The organism is Curtobacterium sp. MCBD17_040, from assembly GCF_003234805.2.
Lineage (GTDB): Bacteria > Actinomycetota > Actinomycetes > Actinomycetales > Microbacteriaceae > Curtobacterium.
On record NZ_CP126274.1, the window covers coordinates 108,635 to 129,987 of the forward strand.

The 21,353-nt window shown below is 66.1% G+C and carries 25 protein-coding genes and 1 pseudogene; 9 read left to right on the forward strand and 17 right to left on the reverse strand.

The features are described 5' to 3' along the window. Window positions 1-267: 267 nt before the first annotated feature. Both DEI94_RS16475 and DEI94_RS16480 read left to right on the forward strand, forming a co-directional pair. Window positions 268-537 carry a hypothetical protein gene (locus DEI94_RS16475; protein WP_146249397.1) on the forward strand — a complete coding sequence of 90 codons (270 nt, stop codon included), beginning with the start codon at window positions 268-270 and terminating at the stop codon, window positions 535-537. Window positions 538-654: 117 nt separating this feature from the next. Then, entirely contained in the window at window positions 655-1,047 is a 393-nt protein-coding gene (locus DEI94_RS16480; RefSeq protein ID WP_111025501.1) for a hypothetical protein, read from the forward strand. Between the two features lie 124 nt (window positions 1,048-1,171). Here the strand turns inward: DEI94_RS16480 and DEI94_RS16485 are convergent, their stop codons facing one another. From DEI94_RS16485 to DEI94_RS16510, 6 genes are all read right to left on the reverse strand, one after another. Further along, entirely contained in the window at window positions 1,172-1,348 is a 177-nt protein-coding gene (locus DEI94_RS16485) for a hypothetical protein (RefSeq protein WP_181441690.1), read from the reverse strand. 305 nt (window positions 1,349-1,653) lie between these two features. Next, window positions 1,654-1,863 carry a hypothetical protein gene (locus tag DEI94_RS16490; protein WP_111025503.1) on the reverse strand — a complete coding sequence of 70 codons (210 nt, stop codon included), beginning with the start codon at window positions 1,861-1,863 and terminating at the stop codon, window positions 1,654-1,656. Next, entirely contained in the window at window positions 1,860-2,360 is a 501-nt protein-coding gene (locus DEI94_RS16495) for a barstar family protein (RefSeq protein ID WP_181441691.1), read from the reverse strand. Before DEI94_RS16495 ends, DEI94_RS16490 begins: the two co-directional genes overlap by 4 nt. Before the next feature lie 154 nt (window positions 2,361-2,514). After that, window positions 2,515-3,204, reverse strand: a complete 690-nt coding sequence (locus DEI94_RS16500; RefSeq protein WP_111025505.1) for a hypothetical protein — start codon at window positions 3,202-3,204, stop codon at window positions 2,515-2,517. Continuing rightward, on the reverse strand, window positions 3,201-3,770 hold the full coding sequence (locus DEI94_RS16505) for an RNA polymerase sigma factor (RefSeq protein WP_181441692.1): 570 nt from the start codon (window positions 3,768-3,770) through the stop codon (window positions 3,201-3,203). The genes DEI94_RS16500 and DEI94_RS16505 overlap by 4 nt, the downstream gene beginning before the upstream one ends. Before the next feature lie 168 nt (window positions 3,771-3,938). Then, window positions 3,939-4,295 carry a PASTA domain-containing protein gene (locus DEI94_RS16510; protein WP_146249398.1) on the reverse strand — a complete coding sequence of 119 codons (357 nt, stop codon included), beginning with the start codon at window positions 4,293-4,295 and terminating at the stop codon, window positions 3,939-3,941. A gap of 131 nt (window positions 4,296-4,426) precedes the next feature. Here DEI94_RS16510 and DEI94_RS16515 point away from each other — a divergent pair, with 131 nt between their 5' ends. Next, window positions 4,427-4,828, forward strand: a complete 402-nt coding sequence (locus DEI94_RS16515) for a hypothetical protein (RefSeq protein WP_111025508.1) — start codon at window positions 4,427-4,429, stop codon at window positions 4,826-4,828. Between the two features lie 112 nt (window positions 4,829-4,940). Here DEI94_RS16515 and DEI94_RS16520 read toward each other — a convergent pair whose 3' ends face one another. Both DEI94_RS16520 and DEI94_RS16525 read right to left on the reverse strand, forming a co-directional pair. Next, on the reverse strand, window positions 4,941-5,654 hold the full coding sequence (locus DEI94_RS16520; protein WP_111025509.1) for an ASCH domain-containing protein: 714 nt from the start codon (window positions 5,652-5,654) through the stop codon (window positions 4,941-4,943). Between the two features lie 60 nt (window positions 5,655-5,714). Then, window positions 5,715-5,999 carry a putative quinol monooxygenase gene (locus tag DEI94_RS16525; RefSeq protein ID WP_111025510.1) on the reverse strand — a complete coding sequence of 95 codons (285 nt, stop codon included), beginning with the start codon at window positions 5,997-5,999 and terminating at the stop codon, window positions 5,715-5,717. A 156-nt stretch (window positions 6,000-6,155) separates the two neighbouring features. Between DEI94_RS16525 and DEI94_RS16530 the strand changes: the two genes are divergently transcribed. Beyond that, a complete protein-coding gene (locus tag DEI94_RS16530; RefSeq protein WP_111025511.1) occupies window positions 6,156-6,737 on the forward strand; it encodes a GNAT family N-acetyltransferase in 582 nt (193 codons plus the stop codon). A gap of 32 nt (window positions 6,738-6,769) precedes the next feature. Here the strand turns inward: DEI94_RS16530 and DEI94_RS16535 are convergent, their stop codons facing one another. Beyond that, the gene (locus tag DEI94_RS16535) at window positions 6,770-7,399 is read right to left on the reverse strand and encodes a DUF6226 family protein (RefSeq protein ID WP_111025512.1); all 630 of its coding nucleotides are present in this window, start codon (window positions 7,397-7,399) and stop codon (window positions 6,770-6,772) included. A gap of 961 nt (window positions 7,400-8,360) precedes the next feature. Then, window positions 8,361-9,086, reverse strand: coding sequence for a sulfite exporter TauE/SafE family protein (locus DEI94_RS16540; RefSeq protein ID WP_181441693.1), 726 nt, complete (start codon window positions 9,084-9,086; stop codon window positions 8,361-8,363). Window positions 9,087-9,244: 158 nt separating this feature from the next. On the opposite strand from DEI94_RS16540, the gene DEI94_RS16545 reads away from it, so the two are divergent. Next, complete coding sequence (locus DEI94_RS16545) at window positions 9,245-9,457, forward strand: hypothetical protein (protein ID WP_111025514.1); 213 nt, start codon at window positions 9,245-9,247, stop codon at window positions 9,455-9,457. A gap of 117 nt (window positions 9,458-9,574) precedes the next feature. Here the strand turns inward: DEI94_RS16545 and DEI94_RS16550 are convergent, their stop codons facing one another. Then, window positions 9,575-10,228 (reverse strand): GNAT family N-acetyltransferase, encoded by a 654-nt coding sequence (locus DEI94_RS16550; RefSeq protein ID WP_111025515.1) that lies wholly within the window; start codon window positions 10,226-10,228, stop codon window positions 9,575-9,577. Window positions 10,229-10,326: 98 nt separating this feature from the next. After that, window positions 10,327-10,827 carry a GNAT family N-acetyltransferase gene (locus tag DEI94_RS16555; RefSeq protein ID WP_111025516.1) on the reverse strand — a complete coding sequence of 167 codons (501 nt, stop codon included), beginning with the start codon at window positions 10,825-10,827 and terminating at the stop codon, window positions 10,327-10,329. A gap of 156 nt (window positions 10,828-10,983) precedes the next feature. Here DEI94_RS16555 and DEI94_RS19765 point away from each other — a divergent pair, with 156 nt between their 5' ends. From DEI94_RS19765 to DEI94_RS16570, 4 genes and pseudogenes are all read left to right on the forward strand, one after another. Further along, a complete protein-coding gene (locus tag DEI94_RS19765; protein ID WP_258377917.1) occupies window positions 10,984-11,115 on the forward strand; it encodes a hotdog family protein in 132 nt (43 codons plus the stop codon). A gap of 48 nt (window positions 11,116-11,163) precedes the next feature. Continuing rightward, entirely contained in the window at window positions 11,164-11,457 is a 294-nt protein-coding gene (locus tag DEI94_RS19770) for a MaoC/PaaZ C-terminal domain-containing protein (RefSeq protein WP_349815171.1), read from the forward strand. Then, a complete protein-coding gene (locus DEI94_RS16565) occupies window positions 11,450-12,313 on the forward strand; it encodes a phosphotransferase (RefSeq protein WP_111025517.1) in 864 nt (287 codons plus the stop codon). Before DEI94_RS19770 ends, DEI94_RS16565 begins: the two co-directional genes overlap by 8 nt. Before the next feature lie 50 nt (window positions 12,314-12,363). Further along, a pseudogene (locus DEI94_RS16570) lies at window positions 12,364-13,218 on the forward strand (SDR family oxidoreductase). A gap of 44 nt (window positions 13,219-13,262) precedes the next feature. Here DEI94_RS16570 and DEI94_RS16575 read toward each other — a convergent pair. The 5 genes from DEI94_RS16575 to DEI94_RS16595 form a co-directional block, all read right to left on the reverse strand. After that, a complete protein-coding gene (locus DEI94_RS16575) occupies window positions 13,263-14,717 on the reverse strand; it encodes a hypothetical protein (protein ID WP_111025518.1) in 1,455 nt (484 codons plus the stop codon). Continuing rightward, window positions 14,710-15,642 (reverse strand): hypothetical protein, encoded by a 933-nt coding sequence (locus tag DEI94_RS16580; RefSeq protein WP_220038756.1) that lies wholly within the window; start codon window positions 15,640-15,642, stop codon window positions 14,710-14,712. Before DEI94_RS16580 ends, DEI94_RS16575 begins: the two co-directional genes overlap by 8 nt. A gap of 243 nt (window positions 15,643-15,885) precedes the next feature. Then, complete coding sequence (locus DEI94_RS16585; RefSeq protein ID WP_111025520.1) at window positions 15,886-16,575, reverse strand: hypothetical protein; 690 nt, start codon at window positions 16,573-16,575, stop codon at window positions 15,886-15,888. Between the two features lie 40 nt (window positions 16,576-16,615). After that, a complete protein-coding gene (locus DEI94_RS16590; RefSeq protein ID WP_111025521.1) occupies window positions 16,616-18,040 on the reverse strand; it encodes a hypothetical protein in 1,425 nt (474 codons plus the stop codon). Continuing rightward, on the reverse strand, window positions 18,037-20,466 hold the full coding sequence (locus tag DEI94_RS16595) for a type IV secretory system conjugative DNA transfer family protein (protein ID WP_146249399.1): 2,430 nt from the start codon (window positions 20,464-20,466) through the stop codon (window positions 18,037-18,039). The genes DEI94_RS16590 and DEI94_RS16595 overlap by 4 nt, the downstream gene beginning before the upstream one ends. Window positions 20,467-21,353: the final 887 nt, after the last annotated feature.

Genomic DNA, 21,353 nt, shown 5'->3' on the forward strand with positions numbered 1-21,353 from the left:
TGAGACAGAACCTCCAGGACTGAAGTTGCAGTAACCCCGAGGTACCCAACCCACGCTGGCTGCCAGCAGGTAGCTTCATCTTCAATGCGATGCAGCCGCGTCCGGTCACCGATCGGTCAATGAGAAGTCCTCGTCGCCGACCGGACGACTGTCTGGTGTTGTTAGGTCCCCCTGCCTAAGCTGGATGACCAAGCGGAGCGGGCGGAGGGTCCAGTGACGTCACTCGGATGGGTTCTGCTCGCTCGCGTTGTGGGTATCGAGACTTGGATGCATCTCGTTCTCGCGTCCGCAGCCGCGCATCCAGTTGCCGCGCTCCTTGTCTTGACGGTCGGCACCGCTGTGGCACTGGGTCTCGTGCATGCCGTGGGCCGCGTGATCTGCGTCGTATTCGCGATCGGCCTCACCCTCTGGCCGGTGCCCAGCGCGACCAGGCCGCAGCCGGAGCTGCGGCCTCAGATGAGCGTGATGCTGGTAAGCGGGCACGGACCGCGCGCGCCGGGACGGCCCGTCCGTCGTCTCGCCGCACGCACCGCCTGATCGTTTCCCGCTGCGACGGTTCACTACCGCTGTAGGGGGCTGTCTACTGCTCGTGGAGTGGCGCGTGCGCGGTTCGACGGTTTCGCCGTCCGCTGCCGCTAACCATCTGGAGCGCTCATGCTCGCCAGCTTCCGTCGTCGTCACATCCCATCAAAAGTGCCCCCGCGGTACCGCCAGCCCTTTTGGCGCAAGATCGGCCTGTTGCGGGCTCGCGGGCGGCGCGTTCGCCACCGGGCGGCGCGGCATCTGATGTTGTTCAGCGGCTGGGTATGGTTCGCGGCAGCGTCGCTCGTCGGTTTCGAGATGTTCGACATGATCTTCGGCACGTTCCTGCTCGCGCCCGAACTGCTCCCGGTGGTGCTGATCGGGTTGGCTTTCGCGTGGTACTTCCGCGAAGCGCTCCGCAGGACGAAGGGGGTGATTCGAGTGCGCCTACGACTTGCGCGGATGCGCCGAAGTGCACAGCCCGAGCGATCCGTACATCACCGGGGATCGACCGCGACACCGTGATCGGGATCGGCGTCGCCGGCGAGGGACGGCTCGACCTGCCTGACGGTGACGCTTCGCAGTTCGGGACGCAAGCCCCGTACTGCTGAAGGCTCGGTGAAGGATCGGCTACCGAGACTGCGTTCTCCTAGCTCGCTGTGTGCCCGTCGAGCACCTCGGCTGCTGCTCGACCCCACCCGTTGGGGTCGTCGCCGCGAGGCACGAGTGCCAGGGAGTACCAGAGCACGAGGACCGGCCACCAGTGGAGTTCCTCGTCGGTGAGGGCTTGGACCGTTTGGTAGCCGTCCAAGAACTGCTGTTGCACGGACCCTGATACGGGCCCCCAGTTCCGGAAGACGGTGCCGAGCATAACGGCGGACCGGGCGAGTTCGACAATTCTATGGTCGAGTCGCAGCTCCTCAAAGTCGAGAACGCCAACGACAGCGTGGAGAAGTTCTCAGCCGCCTCGTGGACGAGGCGCGTCGCCGGGGTGTGGATGACGTCCAACTCGTCGCGGCCCGCGGTTGAGCGGGATTCTACGAGCGGCATGGCTTCGAGCGTCGGCACGACGCCGCGCCGGGCATGGACGTCGCTGCCGCCCGGTAGCGGATCGGCAGCCGAGGCGAGCGGTCAGTCCTGCTGGCGCTCGTCCTCGTCAGCCCACCGACGAAGCAGCTGGCGGTTTTCGCGTACTCGCGCAGTCACCGCGACAGCCGCAGTAGCAAAGCCCGCAACGATCATGATCCATCCGAGCACCATCTGGCCCGACGTCGAATAAGCGGACCCGAGCACTCCGACGACTACGCCAACGAGGGCGATGACAGGAAGACCGACCTTCACGACGTGAACGGTACCGGGAGCTCGCTGCTCCTGTGCTCGGTAGCTGATCCCCTCCAGGACAGGATGGTGAGCACTCTGTTCCCGAAGAGCGCTGCGTAGCGGCCCTGCCTCCGGAGAATCTCCTGCAGGTGATGAGCGGTCCGAGGGCGTCGGTCGGCGAAACGGTTGAAACCGACAAGGACCATGACGACGCCGGTCTCGGACGCATCCCACCCGTACTCAGCCTCCGCCACATCGGACATGCAGTCGTTGAGCGCGTCCAGGTTCATCCCGAAGTAGTCGGGGAACGAGAGCGCTGCCGCGAAAGTCGCGTGCATGTGCCGGTCGTCCACCCAGCCCCCGGCCTCCATCTCGAGCACCCCGTAACCTTCGTGCCGGAACCACGACTCGGCATCCGGCAGGGTGACCTTGCCTCGCAGCGGGCACACGAAGCCGTCGCGGGCGATCTCGAAGTCCAGCCTGTTGCCAAAGACATCGTCGGTGGAGAACGCAGCCACGGCGAGATCGTAATCGAAACGCAGCGTGAGCATGTGGGCTCACTGCGGGTGCCAGCGGCACAATTCTTGGCCCTTCGTGAACCGGCTCAGCAAGCTTCCGTCAGCGGATCCCTCATCGGGCGCTTCGCGGCTTCCGGCGGTTCAAGCTCGCTCGTTAGGGTCCCCACGTAGGTAATCCGTGCGTGCTGCAGACGGATGCCGCGCTCCGACCAGAAGAGACGAACACTTCGGCCCAGTTCGCTGCCTTCGCGCAAGCAACCTGTCGCGCTGTCGGCATCGGCGGCAACGGGATGGTCGCCGTGTGCTGCTCACAATTCTTTGTCCACCGTGCATCAGCCCATGATCCTAATCCGTCGGAAACGCTCATCCCGTCACCGTGCGCATCGGGTAGCCACGTCCACCGCTTCTCGTCGTCCTCGGCAGCGGCGGGCACCAAGACCACACCACACCCGACGTCGGCTGCGTGCTCTTTCGAGGCGGCTGCCGACACCGCGTCATCGATCGCGGTGAGCCGTTCCTCGTGAAGGCAGGTGGCAACGGGGTCGCTTGACGCTGTGCCGGGGTCATCGGCGTACACGTTTGACACTGCGACTGCTCCGTCCTGGTCGTGGCAGTCGAGCGCGAAGGTGGACGCCTGACCCATGTTGGCGATCCCGTCTCCCGGGTCGTTGATCACCAAGGTCGCTGCGATCGCGCCGCCAGCTGTGAGGACCAGGGCGGTACCGGTGATCAGCAGCTGTCGACGGCGGCGTAGTCGGGGCCTGATGCGGTCCAACACCACGGGCATGGACGCCAACGCGATGCGCTCGAGCTCATCGTCGTCGGGCAGTGTCGTCTCGGTCATGCAGTGCCCTCCCTGGTGTTCGTTGGCTCGTCGCCGCTGAGAGCGCTTCGAAGGCGCGCGCGAGCCCGCTGTAACCGTTTCCCGACCGCGGTTTCTGTGGTGTCCAGGAGCGCGGCGGCCTCGCGGTAGGTGTATCCCTCGCCCAGGCACAGCTCGCACAATCGACGGTCGAGATCGCTGAGGCGGCCCAGTTCCACTCGCATCGCGACCAGCTCCTCGGCGTCCGAGTGCAGGGCGTTCTGGTGGTGAGTGGCGCTCTGATCATCGAGTTCATGGGCTGTCTGTCGTCGTCGGCGGCGCAGCTGGTTGCGCACGTGATTCCGGCACACGACGAGCAACCATGGCAGGAGGGACTCGTCGACGATCGCCGCCTGCCGCCGCTTGCGCCACATGACCGTGAACGTTTCCTGCAACACGTCCTCCGCCTGGGACCGATCACCGAGGCCGGCCCAGGCGTAGCGGAGCACAGCACGAGCGTGACGGCGGTAAAGCGTGGTGAACGCAGCCACGTCGCCGTGCTGCGCCTCGAGTAGCAGCTCGATGTCGTACCGGAACTCCTCAGCCATCCGTGCCCCCTCATCCAGACCATGTCGAGAACGGCCACGCCCTGACATGAGATCAAGAAGAGATTGATCGGCTGGAGATCGACGGGCCCGGACAGGACTCCGGCACTCAGCGCCAGAGCGAGAAGCAAGCAATCTCATTCGCCGTCCGGGGCCTCTAGCGGTTCCGCTTCAGCTCGCAGCTGTGTCGTCGACCCCTGCCGTGTGGACGTACGAATCGGACGTGGGGTGTGCGTGGGCGCTGTCAACGGGCGGCTCGTGCGGGAACGGAGCGCGCGTGGTCGAATCCGCTTCGCCATACGCCACGACCTCGATGACGACCGAGTCCCACCGGTAGAGCTTGGCTCCCGCGGCCGGGCGTTGCGAGGTGATGTAGAAGAGTCCCGGCCAGGCGAGCGCGCCGATTGGCGGTCCGTCCGGGTCCGAGTTCGCCAGCACTACGCCCGCATCATGCGCAACGTCTCGCCCCACGTGGAAGGGCAACCCGACCACGTTGGGGACGATGACGCGATCTGCGGCACGCTCCACGACGTCCACGCTATGCCGAAGAGGGAACATCTGGAAGATGCGGGGCCGGCCGGAGTTTCGTCCGATCAACGATCCGCTACTGGGCGGCAGCGTGCGACCGCCGATACGAGTGCGGGTGGCACGCTGGTTCCATGGAGTTCACCTTCAAACTTGTCGGCTCGGGTTGGGCGGAGGCCGCGATCTGCGTCGAGGACGTCACTCTTCACCTGACTGCCTCCTACCTCGGCGACGCACTCGGCGACCTCCTTCGTGCCGTCGTGCGGATCCGCGACGTTGCCGAGAGCGCCAGCTGTACCTGGGAGGAGGAGCCAGGTGAGTATTTGTGGGAATTCCACCGACACGACGATCAGGTGCATCTGCGCATCTCTGGAAGCGAATTCTGGGACAACAGCCTTGCCGAAGACGCGGAGGACCCGCGTAATCGTTCGCTTCTGGACTGCTGGGTATCGGTAACCAGCCTCGCTGCGTCGGTCGCCCGTGGGGCTGAGGGCGTCCTAACGCAGATCGGTCCTGAAAGGTACCGGAAGAACTGAGGCACGCGGTTTCCGCTTGAGGAACTCGCTCAACTTCTGGACACCACCACGCCCGAGTACTGAGACTGCCAGCGCGAAAGTCCGCAGACTCTTCCTCCCAGTCGCCGATGATTTACCGGGCGGTGGTGAGCCTGAAGTGGACGACGTCAATGCTCGAGTCGTCGGCGAGGGAAGGGTAGTGGCTCCGCAAGCCTTCTTGGAGGTCTGCAGCAGTGGCAGCGTTTTCAGCTCGAGCGTCAGCGTCGGTGAGCTCATCGAACCTCTTGGTCTCGATGAGTTCGACCTCGGCCGGTAACCGCTTGTAGGTCTCGTCAAACTCGAAGAGCAGCCAAGCTCGTCCTGTCGCGCACGGGTCGTTGAACCGCGTGGTTGCCGTCTTGCGGCCGTCAGCGATCGTCTCGTAATACCTCGCGTTGAAGCGGATGAAGCGTTCGGGGCGGGCGTCGGGGAAGTTGTAGGTGTGAGGCAGTAACGCTCGTACTGTCGCAGTGTCGGGACCAGTGGACGTCGGGACGATGACGAAGCAGTCGGGGTGCTGATCGAGGAGCACCTGCCGACAACGACCGCAGGGCGCTATCACTCCGCGGTTCTGGTCACCGACTGCAACGATGGCAGTAAGCGGACCCGCGGCGGCCGCGGCGGCCTGCCCGAGGACCACGAGTTCCGCGCAAGGTCCTCCGGTGAAGTGGTGCACGTTGACTCCGGTGAAGATGCGGCCGGTTGTGTCCATCGCCGCGGCGGCAACTGTGTGGTTGGGATCGGAGCCGAGGAGTTCCGCCTGCCGTAAAGCGGCTTGGAGTACGCGCTGCTCGGGTGGATACAACATATGGTCACTCTCGCAGACCGATCATCAGCACGCACTCGCTGCCGCTCGGCAGACCATCGGTCAGCGGGATAGGCCCTCGACCGGGTAGCGCCGCTCGATACCCGCCGTGGCGTCGCCCCACTGACTGCTTGCAACACGTGCTTGGTGCAGCTCGAAGGCCTGTTGGTCGGCGAATCGCTCCTCGACCGACCAACTCAGAGGATCGCCGGTCTCGGTGACGTCAAACGAACGGCAGCCCGCCTCCGCCCGGGTGCGCCTGAGGTGATCGGGCAAGTGAAGGCGGACCACGTTCGCTTGTTCGTCGGTCGCGCAGACGAGCTGGCCGGTGAGATAGATCTCGCTCATCCGGCTCGGGTAGAACGCCTTTCTCCCACCCCGTAGCCGATCGGCTATCGCGCGCTGACTGTGCGAAGCAACGCGCGCCGAACTGAACTACAGGACCGCGCCAACCGCAGGACTCCGCGGCAGATCCTGGTGTCGCCATCGTGCCAAGATCGAGTCGTGGGGAAGACGATCGTGCTGCCAGCTCAGGCGTCGCTGCGAGCGGAACTTGAAGCTGACGGGTGGGTCGTCGTGGCTCGGTCGTTCGGAGCTCAGCTCAACTCGGACAGCATCCACGAGCAGCGATTGCACGCCATGGTTGCCAGAGCTGATGGATCGGTGCGGGAGCTCGGCGACGCCGACGTTGATGCCGTCCTAAACCTGGACGCTACGACGATCGCGGATTACCCAGGGAGTGTTGCAACGCAACACACCCCCCTCGATCGACGCACAGCGACGCCCTCCGTCTCGAGGCGGGCTTTCGGCGCGTTTAGGCCGGGCGGCGATCTCGTCTCGATGACCTTCGTGGACATCGACGGAGTGGAGGCTGAGACGCACTTCACCGTTGTCCACCGAGCCTGGCGTGGTCGGGGTTTGGGTATCGCCGTGAAGGCGGCTTCTGTGCTCACGCTCGCGGCAGAGGGCGTTACGCGATTTCGCACAGGTGGTTCCGTGGACAATGTCGCGATCCTCCGCGCGAACGATGCGCTGGGCTACGTCCGCGACGAGGAGTGGGTGACGCTCGCTCAGAACGTTCGGTAGCCGATCGGCTGTCGAGATGCCGATCACGCTGCCTACTGGTCCGGTGCGCAGAGCCAAGCCCGACCGATCAGGGCACGAGTGCCGACTGGGTCACCACGCCGGACCGAAGCGGCGATCGCTGCAGCGTTGATGCCGCCGGTGTGCTGAGAACGCCCATGAGTGTCGGTGAGCGTCCAACCGTCGCCTTCGGCGTAGAGGATCTCGCCAGAGACCACGTCGACGAACGCCTGGTCGACCACGTCGAGGAGATCGGCCGAGCCGGAGTCGCATGCGTCGCACCCACAGTCGGGCTCCATGGCCACCATCACGGGCGGGATTCCGATCCCGATGCCGATCACCGTGTCGGACACTGACTCCATCGACCCGTGCACCACGAGGAGTTCCAACGCGTCGGCGACGCGTGGGCGGAGGCGAATCGCGGAGACGCCCCTCGGGCCGTACGGCCAATCGGGAAGCCGTGCCGGCTCAGCGGCGGCGAGGCCCAGGTCCACGAGGGCTCGCTCCCACGCACTCGCCCTGGCTCCCACGATGCGGTAGCGGTCCGGATCGGTGACCCGCGAGTACTCGGCATCCTCGACCTCGCGGTCAACATGGGGGTCGGTCCACGACGCACTGCCGCGGTAAGACGCCTCAACTCTCTTGAGAACGTCGGCACGGTCCATGCTTCGATCCTAGGGAAGTGGCAGCATCTCCGACCACCGTCGAGCAGACGTGCTGGCTGACGCGTTTTACGGAGTAGGCCGCGTCGACGAGCGGCGTCCGATGGCCGATCGGTTACCGAGACGTACGCTCGGCCCATGACTCTGCGGCGCTTCCTCGACTCCATCGGGATTAGGCGACCGAGGGGCGAGCGGACCTAGTTGCAGAAGTTGCTTGCCCGCCGCCGCCCCCGCTGACCGAGCGGCGACCAGAACGCTGGCTGAGTACAACTGAGGCATGCGAACACACCGACTCTGGGTGGCATGGGTACTAGGTCCAGTGACTCTCGCGCTATCCGTCGTGACCGTCTTCGCAGCGATTACCGGCTTCATGCCATGGGCCCCGCTGCTCGCCGCAGCGATCGCCGCCGTTGTGGCTGGATCGTTCTCCTTCGTGGTGGGGACGCGTGCTGCTCGAGAGCAGCGGCACGAACAGCGGGCTCGGTCGGCGCAGAACGACCGATAGGCGATCGGCTTGCGGGCGGCTATCGCCAGGATCCGTCCCACTCGTAGAGCGGTGAGGTTGTTTGATATTCGCGGAGTTCGAGGACCAGACCGTCCTCGCTTCGGCTCATGGTGGCGCCGTCGAATGATGATCGCTTGCCGTCCCAGGTGCACTCGAATGTCCGCTGAGCGACTTCGCGGTCATATTGACGGCGAAATGATCGGTCACAGTCCATCGGCGGACGATCCCACCGGCGTTGAACCAGGTCGACGCCCACTGGCGCACTTTCGCGCGCCCTCGGTAAATCGGGCCGTAGCACTCTGTAATCGCGCACTCTGTTGCCACCGAAGCCGCGATGCGATAGGCGTCGTTGGTGGCCCAGACCTCGATGTAGTCCAGGAGTGCGCTCGTGCGAACACTCTACCTGGGGCGACAGCTGGAGGACCGATCCCTTCCGGCACCACTAACAGTCGATGCTGATCAGATGAGGGCGGTCAGTCCACTTACGACGAGCGTGACACCACCTACGCCGGCGATCGAGAGCGTGACGGGTCGCACGACTCCCACGGGCACCTTCCGCGCCATCGCGGCGGCGATGACGGTGCCGGCGATGAGCCCGGCAACCGCCCAACCGAGGCCCGAGAAGTCCGTTGGTGACGGCCGCAACGTCAGGAACGTGATCATGTTCAGCGGCAGCGCGAATGCCTGGAGGGTCGCGCTGGTGACCACCGGGGACCATCGTCGCTGCGCGGCGAACAAAGCCACCGGCGGCCCGCTTGCCGCGGCCACCACGTTGAAGATGCCGCTCACGGCTCCAGCAGTAATGGCACCGCGGGTTCCCTCGAGCCACTGCAACTGTCGGCCCGCGACCACGAGGCCCGTCGCCAGGAGTATCACGGCCCCGGCCAGTAGCGAGAGCACCGGGGTGCGGACAGCACCAGCCAACAAGACCGTTGGTACCACCAGCACGGCGGCCGGGATGAACAGTCGCAGAGCATCGCCAGCGCGTACTTCACGGAAAGATCGGATGAGAACGACCGCGTTGAGCACGATCGACATGGCTAGGACAGTGCGAACCCCCTGATCGTGTCCCAGTGTCAACACGAGAAGCGGCGAGCACACGAGCGCGAATCCGACTCCCGAGAGCACCTGGCACGCTGCACCGACGCCAACCACGAGCAACACTGCGAAGCTCAGCCAGTCCACCAAATCGCCCCTCGTCCCCAGTAGGGAAGAACGTCCCCGCAGGACAATCTAGCGAGCATTCACGAGCGCATTCGGCCGCCCGGTAGCCGATCGCTTACCGGCCGGGTGAGACGCCGCTACGCAAGCGCCGAATTCTGCCGGCGGGTACGATCCTGAGTGTGAGCGTTGCCGAGTCCGAGTCCGAGTCCGAATTCGCCGCCATGACTGTCAACGAGCGCCTCTCCGTTGCTGGACTGTTGCCGGTATGGGACGCAGCGGTCAGGAGGAGGGATCGCGAGGCGGTCGCAAGTCTCTTAGGCAGGGTCGGCCTCGCCGATCAAGTCAACGAGATCGCTGACGCCGCGTTCGCGGCCGCTCGTTCCGAGAGCTAGGGCACTCCCAGAGCGCACCCGTCTCACCGGCGTCGGAGACCGCTATCCATGGCAGTCATCGACCGCTACCGGACACCGGACACCGGACACCGGACACCGGACACCGGACCGAGGCGGTTAGTTGGCTGTACCTCGTAGGAACGTTGTGGCAGGTTCTGCGCCGATCACTTCGGCGGTCCAGGAGGGGCGCAGGAAGCTTGCGGCTGCGAGCCGAACTCGGAGGGTGTCGGTGACCTCCCCAGGACGCGTCTGCATGCGGTGCACGCCATTGGGTTCGTAGCCGAGTCGTTTCGATACCGCGAGTGAAGGTCCGTTCCACACTGCGGCGTCTGACTCCGCGCATTCCGCGCCGAGCTGATCGAAAGCCCACTGCAGCATGGCCGCCCGCATCTCAGTTCCCAGACCAACACCCTGCGCAGTGGACGTCAGCCATGATCCGCTGAGGACGGTTTTCCGAGTATCGAACTGCGTTGCAGTTACTTCTTGCACGCCGATCGGCTTGCCTTCGCGAAGGACGGTGAAGCTGACCGTCCAGTTGTCGGGACGCATCGTCGCCCGGAGCCCCCACTGGAATTGAGCAAGCGAGCGGGCGAGCTGAGGTGGCTCTGCGTCCGTCCACGGCACACCGAACGGCATCCGGTCAGGATCGTGGATGCCCGCGACTGCAGCCCGGACCAGCCCCGGCAAGTCCTCATCCCGCACTGGTCGCAATTCGAGCCGTGGCGAGATGATACGAAGGCCGAACAGCGGCCAGATCTCTTCCATCCCCATGCACCTACCGTACGTTGCCGGCAAGCACCATTACGAGCGGCCTGTCCGACGGGTCCCGTGCACGAAGCGTCGGCAACGAACGTCCGGTAGCCGATCAGCTATCGGACACGGAATCGGGCCCAGGAGTCGGCGGGTAGCTCCGGCTGGCCAGGGACTACGTGGTGCTCGAACGTGCACGACTGGTCGAGTTCGGTCGCGACCCTGCGCCAGAACTTCGCTGCGACCTCGTTGCGGTCCTGGTAGGCAACGGCCCATCTCCCCGGGTACGCCGCGGTCAGTTCCGTCACGGCGGCTCGTCCGATGCGAGCGCGTCGCGCTCCGTGCGCGATGAAGAAGCTACTGATGACGTGCTCCTCTTCGTCGAGTCCGCGGAGGACCGCGAATCCGACCGGGTGCGGGCCCAGGTGGAAGAGATGTACCGACCAGCCCGGTGCTGCAAGGCCGGCGTCGAGCCGTTCTTGGCGGAAGCGGCCGCGTTCGTCGGGGAGTGCGCCGGTGAACGCAGACATCTCGTGTCGGAACATGGTCCAGAGCTGTTCTAGCTGGGGGCGGTGTCGTTCGTTGGCGGTGGTGATGGTCAGGGACGTTGGGGTGCTCATACAAGAAAACCTCCGCCGTGGTCGGCAGAGGCTCGTCGCTAACAGTCTATCGCCTCGTCCAGCTCCCCATCGGCTATCCGACAGGTCGGATACGCGGGGCAGATCTTGTCGGCGTCGTGCATGACCGCTGCGCAGGGCGTCCGGGAAAGTGGTCGTATGGCGAACTTCTCCCGACCCCTCAGCGATCGCTCCTTCGACGACTATGCGGTTGGGGTTGACGTGACCTATGGGGCCGAGCTGGTGAGCGAGGAGGACGTGCTCCGGTTCGCGGGAGAGTTCGATCCGTAGGCCATCCATCTTTATCCGGAGGCGGCTGCTGCCGGCCCCTTCGGTGGTTTGATCGCGTCCGGCTGGCACACGGCCGCACTGATGATGCGTGTCTTCGCGACGTACTTCTTGAACGACGCTGCCAGCCGGGCGTCGCCGGGCGTCGACGAGCTGCGATGGATTCGACCCGTCCGGCCGGGGGACGTGTTGTCGGCCAGGTTCGAGGTGCTCGAGGCTCGGCTGTCCCGGTCTAAGCCGGATCGCGGCATCGTGCGCACTCGGATCACGACGATGAACGATCGGCACGAGCCCGTGATGACGTTGATCGCGATGAACATGCTTCGCGTTCGTCCCGATGTTTGAGCTGAAGGTCGGCTCGAACGTTTACACACTGCGCGATCCAGCAACGGCAGGATCGAACCACGAGACGTGGCATGCAGTAGCGACGTCGGGGATGCCGGTGGGGATCAAGATCGCTGGCCCAGGTCAGCTCGATCGAGAACGGAACGCCCTGGCGGCGCTCCGTGAACATGGCGTCCCCGTGCCGATGGTCATGGAGAGCGGGGCCATTGCCGACGGCCGGGAGGCGCTGGTCATGCACACCGTCGCCGGTCACCCTCCCACGGACCCGGCCGCCTGGAACCAGCTCGGCAGGCAACTCGCCGCCCTCCTCGACGTGCCCACCGACATGATCGGTTTACCCGTCATCGACGGGACGAGCTTCATGGCTCGACACGCAGCGATGCTTGCGACTGTTGAGCGGGCGTTGGACAGCAACACGGTGGAGCGGGTGCGTGGAGCAGTGCATCAGCTCGGTGACGGCCGCCTGGTAGTCACGCATGGTGATCCCGGGCCGGGGAACTTCCTCTGCGACGGGGCAGATGGCGTCCTGCTTGATTGGGAAAGCGCTTCGCTCTCCCCGGTCGGTGTCGACGTCGGACGATTGGCCTTCGTAGCCCTCCTCGACATCGCTCACACAGGATCGCCGGTCGCGCTCAGTCGTGCCGGCGTCGCCGGGTACCTCGCGATGACCACTGACGCACTGATGCGTGAGCTGGTGCAACCCGCCGCCCTCGTCGCCGGCCTGCAACTCCTCCACAGCAGAACCACCAAACCTCGACGCGGCGACCGGCCACCAGAGAGCGCTGCAATACTCCTCGACAGCCTCGACAGCCTCGACAGCGGTCGCCTCAACCTGCTCGACGAGCGTTCCCGGTAGAGGATCGACTAACGCGACGGCTTGATCGAGTGGAGCCGTAGCGTTGCTACATGCGGGTGCTTGTCGTGGGAGGAAGCGGGCTGCTCGGGACCGAGCTTGTCCGCCAGTGCGTTGACCGCGGGGACGACGTGATTGGCACCTCGATGCACTCGCGTCCCTCCGGGATGGGCGTGAAGTGGCATCAGCTTGACGTTCGCATCAAACCCGAAGTGGAAGAGCTGCTCGCGTCGATTCGACCGGCGATCGTCATCAACACCGCGTACCGCCAGTCCGATTGAGAAGTCACCGCCGACGGCGCCGCTCACGTAGCGATGGCGGGCGAAGCAGTCGGCGCTCACTCCGTGCTCATCTCCAGTGACGCGATCTTCTCGGGACGAGGCTCTCCCTACCCCGCTGACGCCGCGCCTGATCCGATCACAGAATCGCCTGATCCGATCACAGAATATTGCGAAGCGAAAGCTGCAGCAGAAGCTTTGGTGCGTGCTATCGCCCCGACTGCGGCGATCATCCGCACCTCCCTCATAATTAGTGACACCGGTCGGTCCGAACACGAGCGTCGCGTCGAGGCAGCGCTCCGAGGAGAGGGTGAGCTCTTCGTCGACGATATCCGTCGCCCCGTCCACGTATCCGATCTCGCCGCGGCGGTTCTTGAGCTGGCCACAGCGAGAAGCGGCGGCACCTTCCACATCGCTGGCTCCCAAGCGATCAGCCGCTACGCCCTCGGCTGCCTGATCGCCCTGCGAGACGGTGCGGACCCGGAGCAGATTCGCCCCGGGATGCGATCCCAGTTGCCGGTGCCCGGGCCGCTGGATGTGCGCCTCGACACGCAGGCAACCCAGGCGAGGATCGGGACCCGGCTCCGCGGTGCTTCCGAGTTCCTTACCCCCCAGTGCAACGTCCGGTAGCCGATGGTCGTGTTCTCGCGACGTGCCTCGCTCAGCCGGTGCCGTCAGTCGAGGAAGTAGGCGTCGATTTTCTCGTCGGTGTCGAGGATGTCGGCTCCTGCGACACCGAGCCGTCGCGCGAGTTCGACGGAGCCGAGGAGCGCCGCGGCGACGTCGGTTGAGAACGCTCGCTCGAGCACGTCTACGTACGTGGTCACGGTTTCTTGGAGCTCTTCCATGAGCGCTGCGTGTTCGGCGGCGAGGTGTTCGTCCAGGTCACGTTGTTCGTTGAGGTAGCGCTGGAAGAGCTTGGTTTCCCGTTGTGACAGTGCGGAGGACACCGCCTCGTTCATGATGGTGCCGACGGTGCTGCCGATGATGGCACCGAGAACGGGAACTGGGATGACGGCCTGCCCGATGAGTGAGGCCAGGGCGGTGATGGCGGCGTTGAGGCTGATGATCTCTGCGTTCTCGATGAACTGCGCTTCGGTGATGTCGCCGCGACGCAGCTTGTTCGCCTGCTCGGCGATGCTGAGGGCGCTGGTTGCGACTGCGCTGGCGGCCGCAGCGGAGGTTGCGGTGAAGTTCGTCAGGGAGTAGACCGTGATCCCTCGGATGCCGCCCTTGAGGGCGCCGAGGCCTGACGCGGCGCCAAGGTCAGCCCAGTCCGCGGTGGTGAAGTCCCGAAGCTGCTTCCCTGCACGACGCTTGGCGATGACGGCGAGAACGAAGTCGGTCGCCGCTTCGGCCGCTGCGGCGATGAGCGTGACTTTCACGCCTTCGTTTAGGGTCGGCCGGCTTTGGTTGTAGGCGTGGTCCCGCTGGTCCTGATCTGTGCTTCGGAGCGATTCCTTCTCGGTCTGCAGCCTAGTGTCGTACGTCCCTCGTTGCACGTCGCGGTATTCCAAGTTCGACGGCTCAATGGAATCGATGCCGATGTCGCCGCCGAAGAAGGAGTGCACCCGCTGCCAGTCTCTGAATGACGGGCCGTCGCCGCTGCGCGACAACATGACTGCATCCTGCATGGGCATCGCGTGCAGCTTCCGGATGGTGTCGAAGTGATCACGCGGTACCTGATACTTGCCGCCGTTCTTGACGAAGTCCGGGTACTTCTCGAGGTGGTCGACGATGGCGCCGAGACCGAACCGGCCACCTGCGGCGACGAACTTCTGCTGGATTGCGATGCCCTCACGAATCATGTCCACCGGCCCGTTGTCGTTCACCCATTCGTAAACCGGGCCGTTCCCGAGGACCTCGCTGCGGGCGTTGCCGACTCCGACTTCTGCGACCTCCGCGATGAAGCCGTGCATCCCCTTCACACCACCACGGTTGGTGGCAACCACCTCGAGATCCACGGTTCTGAGGGCACGGTCCACGCTTGCGAGCGCGTCACGCAGGTTGTCGGTCTGCTGCGCGAGTTTGCCCAGCAACGTGTCCAGTCGCAGTTGATTGAGGTGGTTGACCCACGTGGCGACAGCCTGCTCCTGGCCCTGTTTGACGTACTCCTCACCGTCACTCATCGACGGGTTCGTCCTCGATCCGCTGCGACAGCAGAGCGGCGCATGCCTTCGTGTTGTTCACCAATGCCCCAAGTTGCGACCGCTTTCCCGCCGGCAACTCCCGGAAGTCCTCACCGAACAGGGCGAGCGCATCGCCGTACGCGGTCAGCAGCGACTCTCGCAGCGTGCTCGTCTGCTGCAGGAAGGCGTCGAGCTGAGCGCCGAGGCCTTGAACGACCGCGGTGTTCTGCTGCACCGCTTTCAGCGCCTCCTGCTTCGCTTCACGTGTCTCGAGTCGCTTCTTCGCGAACAGGGCGATGGATGCCAGCAGTGTCGCGCCGGCGATGCTCCAGCCGACCGGACCGGCAAGGGCCAGCAGAGCACCACCGGTCACCGTGCCACCGCCGCCAGCGGCGACAGCGCCCCCTCCAAGCCACGCAAGAGCGGCGTTGGTCGCTGCAGCGCCGCCGAGGGTGGATATCGCGGTGCCGGTGGATGCGGTTCCGAAGGTCGTGGCGACCCACATCGCTGCTGTCGGAGCGAGACTGGCAACAGCGGCGCCAGCGGTGATGCCGGCGCCCGCTCCGGCAGCTGACGCTCGCGCCGCGTCCACGTCTGCCCGGGCGAACTCCGCAGCGTCGGTGAACGCCGCCTTGCGGAGGTCGATTTCGTCGAAGTCGGTCTGGAACGCCTTCGGCGTGTTCGAGATGCTGTTCACGAGCGCTTCGACCAGCGTGATCAGGTCCGTGGAACGCTCACGCTGACGCAGAAGCGCCAGCCCGCTGTCGCTCATCAACGTGAACGCGGCGTTGTACTCGGCGATGACTTCCTCGTACGTACGCTGCGGCTTCGGTTGCAGACGCTCGACGGTGTCCGCCGCGGTCTTCCGCAGCTCGGATGCCTGCTCAGCGACAAACGTCGACGCCTCCCGTGCGACCCTGCGCACGTCACCGACCGCCTTAGAAGCAGCGTCCTTCGACCTGTCCCGCCCGAACGTCCCCGCCACCGGCGCCCCCTATCCGTCTCAAACTCTGGCAGCACCGTATCGACTACGGACGACAGACGCTGGGCGGGTGGGATGGAACACACCGCGTGGGCTTCGACTCCGTCCGACTCACGGGCAACAGAAGCGGAGCGCTAGACGGTCATACCGGACATGTAGGTGGCGACGCGGCGTGGACAGCGGCAGCTACCAGCCGAGGTGCGCCGCGCCGTGCTGCGCCACCTCCGGCAGCAGGTGCAAGCCGTCGAACACGTACTCGTCACGCCACGGCCCGTTGAGCCGGGCGGGGTTTTCGTTGGTGGGGCTGATGCTGCGGGAGCGCCCACGAACGGTTTTTGCCGCTTCGGCGCGCAGCCACGCCTCGTGGTCCACGAGACTGTCGGCGTACAGCACGCCCGTGTCCTGCGCGTAGACGAACGCCTCGTCGCGGTCGTAGGGTCGGCGGAACCGGACGTCGAGCCCTAGGTCGAGGTCGCCTAGACGGTCCTTCTCCGGGTTGAGGTAGCTCCCGAACACCCGCACGCGGGCGATGATGGTCGCGCGGGTGTCGTCGGCGTTGAACGCTTCCGCCCGTGCGATAGCTTCGGTGAGGAGTCGGTCGGCGGTCTTCCGGGTGATGCGCTTTGTCCACCGGTGGTTCGCGACCGCGTTGCCATCAGTGGTCGTCTGATAGATCGCGCCCGCCTGGTGCTCCTCGACGAGTTCGACGTAGCCGTCCGCTTCGAGGCGGGTCAGCGCGTCCCTGTCGGAGCCATGCCCCTCGGGGAGCAGGGGCTTCCACGCGAACGAGATGCCACCGCCCTTGAAGTGACGGAGGAACGTCACCGCGACGGGTGCGGGGAGACCGGAGATGACGTCAGTCTGCTGCAGGTCCACGACGTCATCGTGGCAGAGACCACTGTCGACGCGGTTCCCGTCACAGCGTGGTGCGCAGCCGCTTCGGCGGCCGGGTGGCGCCGGAGACGCCGTGGCCGGCGCCGAGCGGTTTGCCCTTGTATGTCTCGGGACGGGACGCGGCGGGGACGGGCAGTCCCGGGTAGCCGAGTTCGGAAACCTTCTGCGGCCAGAGGATGGGGGTGTCCGATGTCCGTAGCCAGTGTGGGACACCGCGGAGCATGGACGCGTTCCGGAGGACCGCTGCCGCTGCGGTCGTGTCCGAGGCGGTGAACGGGACAACGGCGGGTTCCAGGAGCAGCGCGGGACGCCAGAGCTGGTCTGCTGGGCCGGACGGCCGGTACGCGGCGAGGGACATGAATGCTCGGTCCACCTGGCGGGCGGCGGGGAACCAGGACGTCCACTCAGCGACGAACATGCGGTCAGCTGTCCGGTCGAAGTTCACCCCCGGGTACGCGCGGGTCGCTTTCGCAACAGCCTTTCGGACGGCGACAGCGACTTCCTTCACGGCGACGGTCTTGTCCGGTCGTGGGGCGACCACGAACACGACGACAATGCCGGTGTCCGCAAGCCGGTGGTGGGACAGCAGCTTCGCCCACCGTTCCACCTTCGCTTCGAAGGAAGCGCCGGTGGACGCCGTCATCTCCACGGCAATGCGGAGCCCGTCCTTCCGGACGATGGTGGCATCCGCTTGCGCTTGAGTGCTGCCGAGGGTGTGGTCGGCGCGGCCGGTGTGGGTGAGGAGTTCGAAGCCGGAGAGCTTCTCCCCGAGGACCGCGCCGACCCCGGGGCACCACTCCGCGGCACGGAGTCCGAGTTCGACGGCGAGGAGGTTGTGCCGGTCGAACTGGCTGCCGGACTCCCACGGGTACCCGCCGGTGACCGACACCGCCTCCGGGTACGTCAGGTGCGGGCGAACCTTTTGCTGGAACACGGTGGTGCGGCTGGGCCGGTACAGGGCGCCGCGGCTGGATCCTTGCGTGTTGTAGAGGCCGTTGGAGAAGATGCCGGTGTCGGCGACACCGGCGGCGAACAGTTCTGTCCACGCGCGGGCTTTCCCGGCGAGCTCCGTGTCGCCGGTGAGGGCGGCGGCTTGCTCACCGGTGACGGTGCGCCACATGTCGAGGGTTGCCATCGCGTTCAGCCGCTTCGGCAGCGTGGCGGCGTCGGTGAGCCGTCGCAGCGCGGTGGCGCGGTCGAGGTTCAGGTGCGCGGGAAGACGGCCGAGACCTTCCCGCTGCTGGGCGTGCGCCTGGTCGACGCTCAGCCACGACGCTTGCGAGCCGGCGGCCCACAGCCCTGCGTAGAACGGGTCGATGCGGGCGGCGGTCGCCACCTCCGGGGTGGGGCAGGTGGATGGCATCTGGTCGAAGCGCAGCACCCGCGCCGACGCAGCCGGCGGCCCGGTGACGGTGGCGGTGGTGGGGGCCGGAGCGGTGATGGTCACTGGAAGAAGCCTCCGGGGAGTGTGGTGTCGCCGAGGTCGTAGCCCTGCAGACGGTCGAAGTTGTCCTGGTCGCCCCAGAAGTTGTGGACCTTCGCGGTGAACGGCAGCTGCCGCTGCCGGCCAGCGGTCGCGCGGATGATCACTTCGTATGGCGGGAGGTTCGCCACGTCCGCGCCGTCCCAGGTTTGCCCGGCGAGGTTCAGGTCGTCGATGAGGCGGCGGATGACGAGGGGGTTGTTCTGCGCGAACGCGAGGAGGGTCCCGAACCCCATCACGGAGTTGCGGACCTCGTCGGTGAGCTGCTCCGGGTTCTGCGTCGCGAACACGGCGCGCACCCCGTAGGAGCGGCCCTGTTCCCGAATCCAGGTGATGACGTCGGCGGAGGACCCGGCGAGGAGCTTGAGCTCGTCGGCGAAGATGGTGACCGCGCGATGCTGCTCGTACCAGCCGGAGCAGCGCCGCTTGATGGCGTCGTACAGCGTGTACATCAGCATCGACTGCATGTTCCGGGACAGCTCGTCGTCCATCATTTCCCCAGCAGTGGTGACGCCGGCGTTGATGATGACGGACACGTGATGTTCGAGGATGGTGTCCCACGTCATCCGCTTTGGCCGTGACCAGTAGTTCTCCGCGGACAGCAGCGCACCAACCTTCGACCGGGGTGCGTCAGTGAACTGCGCCCGCTGCGACGGGGTCTTCCCCTCATACAGTTCGGCGAGGGACGCTGCCGCGAACCCGAGGTCCGTGGACTCCGGCGCGCCCACGCGGACCGCTTCGGATCGGATAGCTCCGGCGAGACGGACACCGGCTTCGTCGCCGCGGCCGCCGAGGAGGATGTTCGCGTAGTAGAACGGCGACCTGCCCTGCTCCACCTCACCGGCTGCGGCGAGGTCCGGGGTGACAGCGAACGCCGCGGCGAGCACCTGCGTGAGGGTGCGGAAGGACCGCTCCATGATGGAGCCGTCGGAGAACGTGTACTTCAACGCGTTCACGACGCTGCGGGCCCGCTGTTCCACGTTCCCGGGAACCGCGAGCAGGTCCACCATCTCCGGTGCGTTCCCGGCCAGGTCCACGCGCAGGCACTTCGGGTCCTCGTAGCGGCGCGCCCACGACTGCGTGTCGTCGGCGCCCTCACCCTTGTTCTCGAACACGACGAGGCTGTTCCGGGTGCCCTGGTAACCGGGCAGGTTCAGCGGATGCACCCGCTCAAGCGTCGCCCACGCGAACAGCGCCTGCACGAGGCGGGACTTACCGCTGCCGGCAAGACCGAACGCGACCGTCCCGGCGTACATGTCCTCCGCGGACAGGTACACCGGCTGCCCGTCGTTCAAACCGATGTATGGGCCGATGCGGTTCCGCATCACCGCCGGCGCGAGACGCACCTGCGTGGACGCAACCCCGGAGTCCGCGCCGGCGTGCGGGGCGACGAGACCTGCGGTCAGAGCCGGACCGACGATGAACGCGTTCTGTGGCAGCGGGTACCCGCCGTCCTTCTTCGGGATGACCTTCCCGTCCCGTTCCACCACCTCAGCTCGGGGACGTGCCGGTGGGATGAACCGCCGGCCGGGTGGGACGAGGAGGTTGTGCCGAATGAACCGGCGGGCTTTCTCCGCGAACGACGGGATCCGTCCAGCGAGGTACAGCACCCCGGCGGCGGTGCCCGGCATCGACAGTCCGGCCAGGAACCCGATGCCCATGTACGCCGCGGGGATGTGCTGCACCGTGGGGAGAGAGTCCGCCCAGGTACCGCCGACAAGTGCGGTCGCGGATGGGAGGAGCAGCCCGAACCCCTTCGTCACCTTCTCGATGTGCCGCACCTGCACCTGCATGTCGAAGCCGGGCATCGCCGCGGTCGTGCGCTGCAGGATCCCGCGGGCGCTCCGTAACGAATCCGCGCCAGCCCACAGGGACACCACCGCAGCGTTCACCTCAAGCGCGTGGTGGGTTCGGGTGGCGCCACCTTGATGGTGTTCCAGCCACCGCTGATGCCACTTCCGTTCCCGGTCGTTCGGATGACGAAGCACCATCGCCACCCATTCCCCCTCGCGGAGGCTGGTCGCCAGGAGTCGGGAAAGCTCGGAGACGTCCGCGCCGGCTTGCGTGGACCGACCGAACGGAGCGTTGACCTTCACGGTGGCGACCGCGAGATGCTTCGCGTCGAAGAGTCGGGACGGGTCCTCCACCTCGTCAGCGCGAGCAGCGACAGCGTGCGCCAACGGCAGGAACGTCTGGGAGAAATCCTGCGCCCGCGGCGGCAGCACCAAGTAGTGGTGCAGCCCGTCCTCGTCACGGCGGGTGAGCAGCACTGTCCCGTCCGGGGTCCCGGCGGTGAACGTGCCCGCCCGCTGCGTCACCGTCATCGCGTTCGGTTCGATGTTGCCGGCGCGGGTGAACTGCCACACGCGTGCTTCCCCGAGACCACTCACCCGCACATCCCCTTCCACATCAGCGCCGCCCGCCCACCGCTCGCACGGAGGTCCGTTTCGATGTGTGCAGATGCGGCGAAATTGGCGACCGCGGACCCGCGCCGCACCGATTCGGACGCCCCCAAAATCGCCCACCCCGCCAGCCGCCGCGGCCCCGCCGCCTCACCCGGTTCACCAGCCCTCTTCGTGCCTCAGTGTGTTCTCCGTGGTTCGCACCGTGCGGTGGGCGACCCGCTCTCGTTCCTCGTGCGGGTGCTCTCGTCTCGCTGCGCTCGTCGTTCGCGCATCGCGTCGCTGCGCTCCAAGCGATGCCCGGCGGCTTCGTTCCTCAGCGCGCCGGCGGGCCCACACCACGAACGCTTCGCCTTCGTCTTGGAGGTGGTCCCCGTCGTCGCCGTCCCGCGTGCGGTTCGCCGTCGAGTCGCTCCTCGGGGTCGCTCCGGGAACGTCCCGCCGTCTGCTCGTCGTCGGTTCGTTCCGGGTGCTGCATGCTGCCCGTCTCGACGTGCACCATCAGCACCCCGAACCGCCTCCGGTCCGCCTTCGCCCCGTCACCGGTGCGGCAGCGTTCCGGAGGGTTCGCAGCGCAGCGCTTCGCGCCGATGTCCGTGACGGTCCGGAAGGTCAGAACCCACGAGATCCCGCCTGTCGGGAAACGCCCCAACCCACGTCACGCCACCGTCACGTCCACGCCCCGCCACCAGTACGCACCGGCACCCGCACCGACCACGCACCGCCACCACCACGACCCCCGTCACGCCCCACGCGCGCAGCGCCGCGAGGGAGGAACGACCGAGCACCAGGGGTGAGGAACGAACCCCTGGTCATGAACTGGAACAAAACGTCTACAGATAAGCCGACCTGTCAACGTTTCGTCCCACGCACCG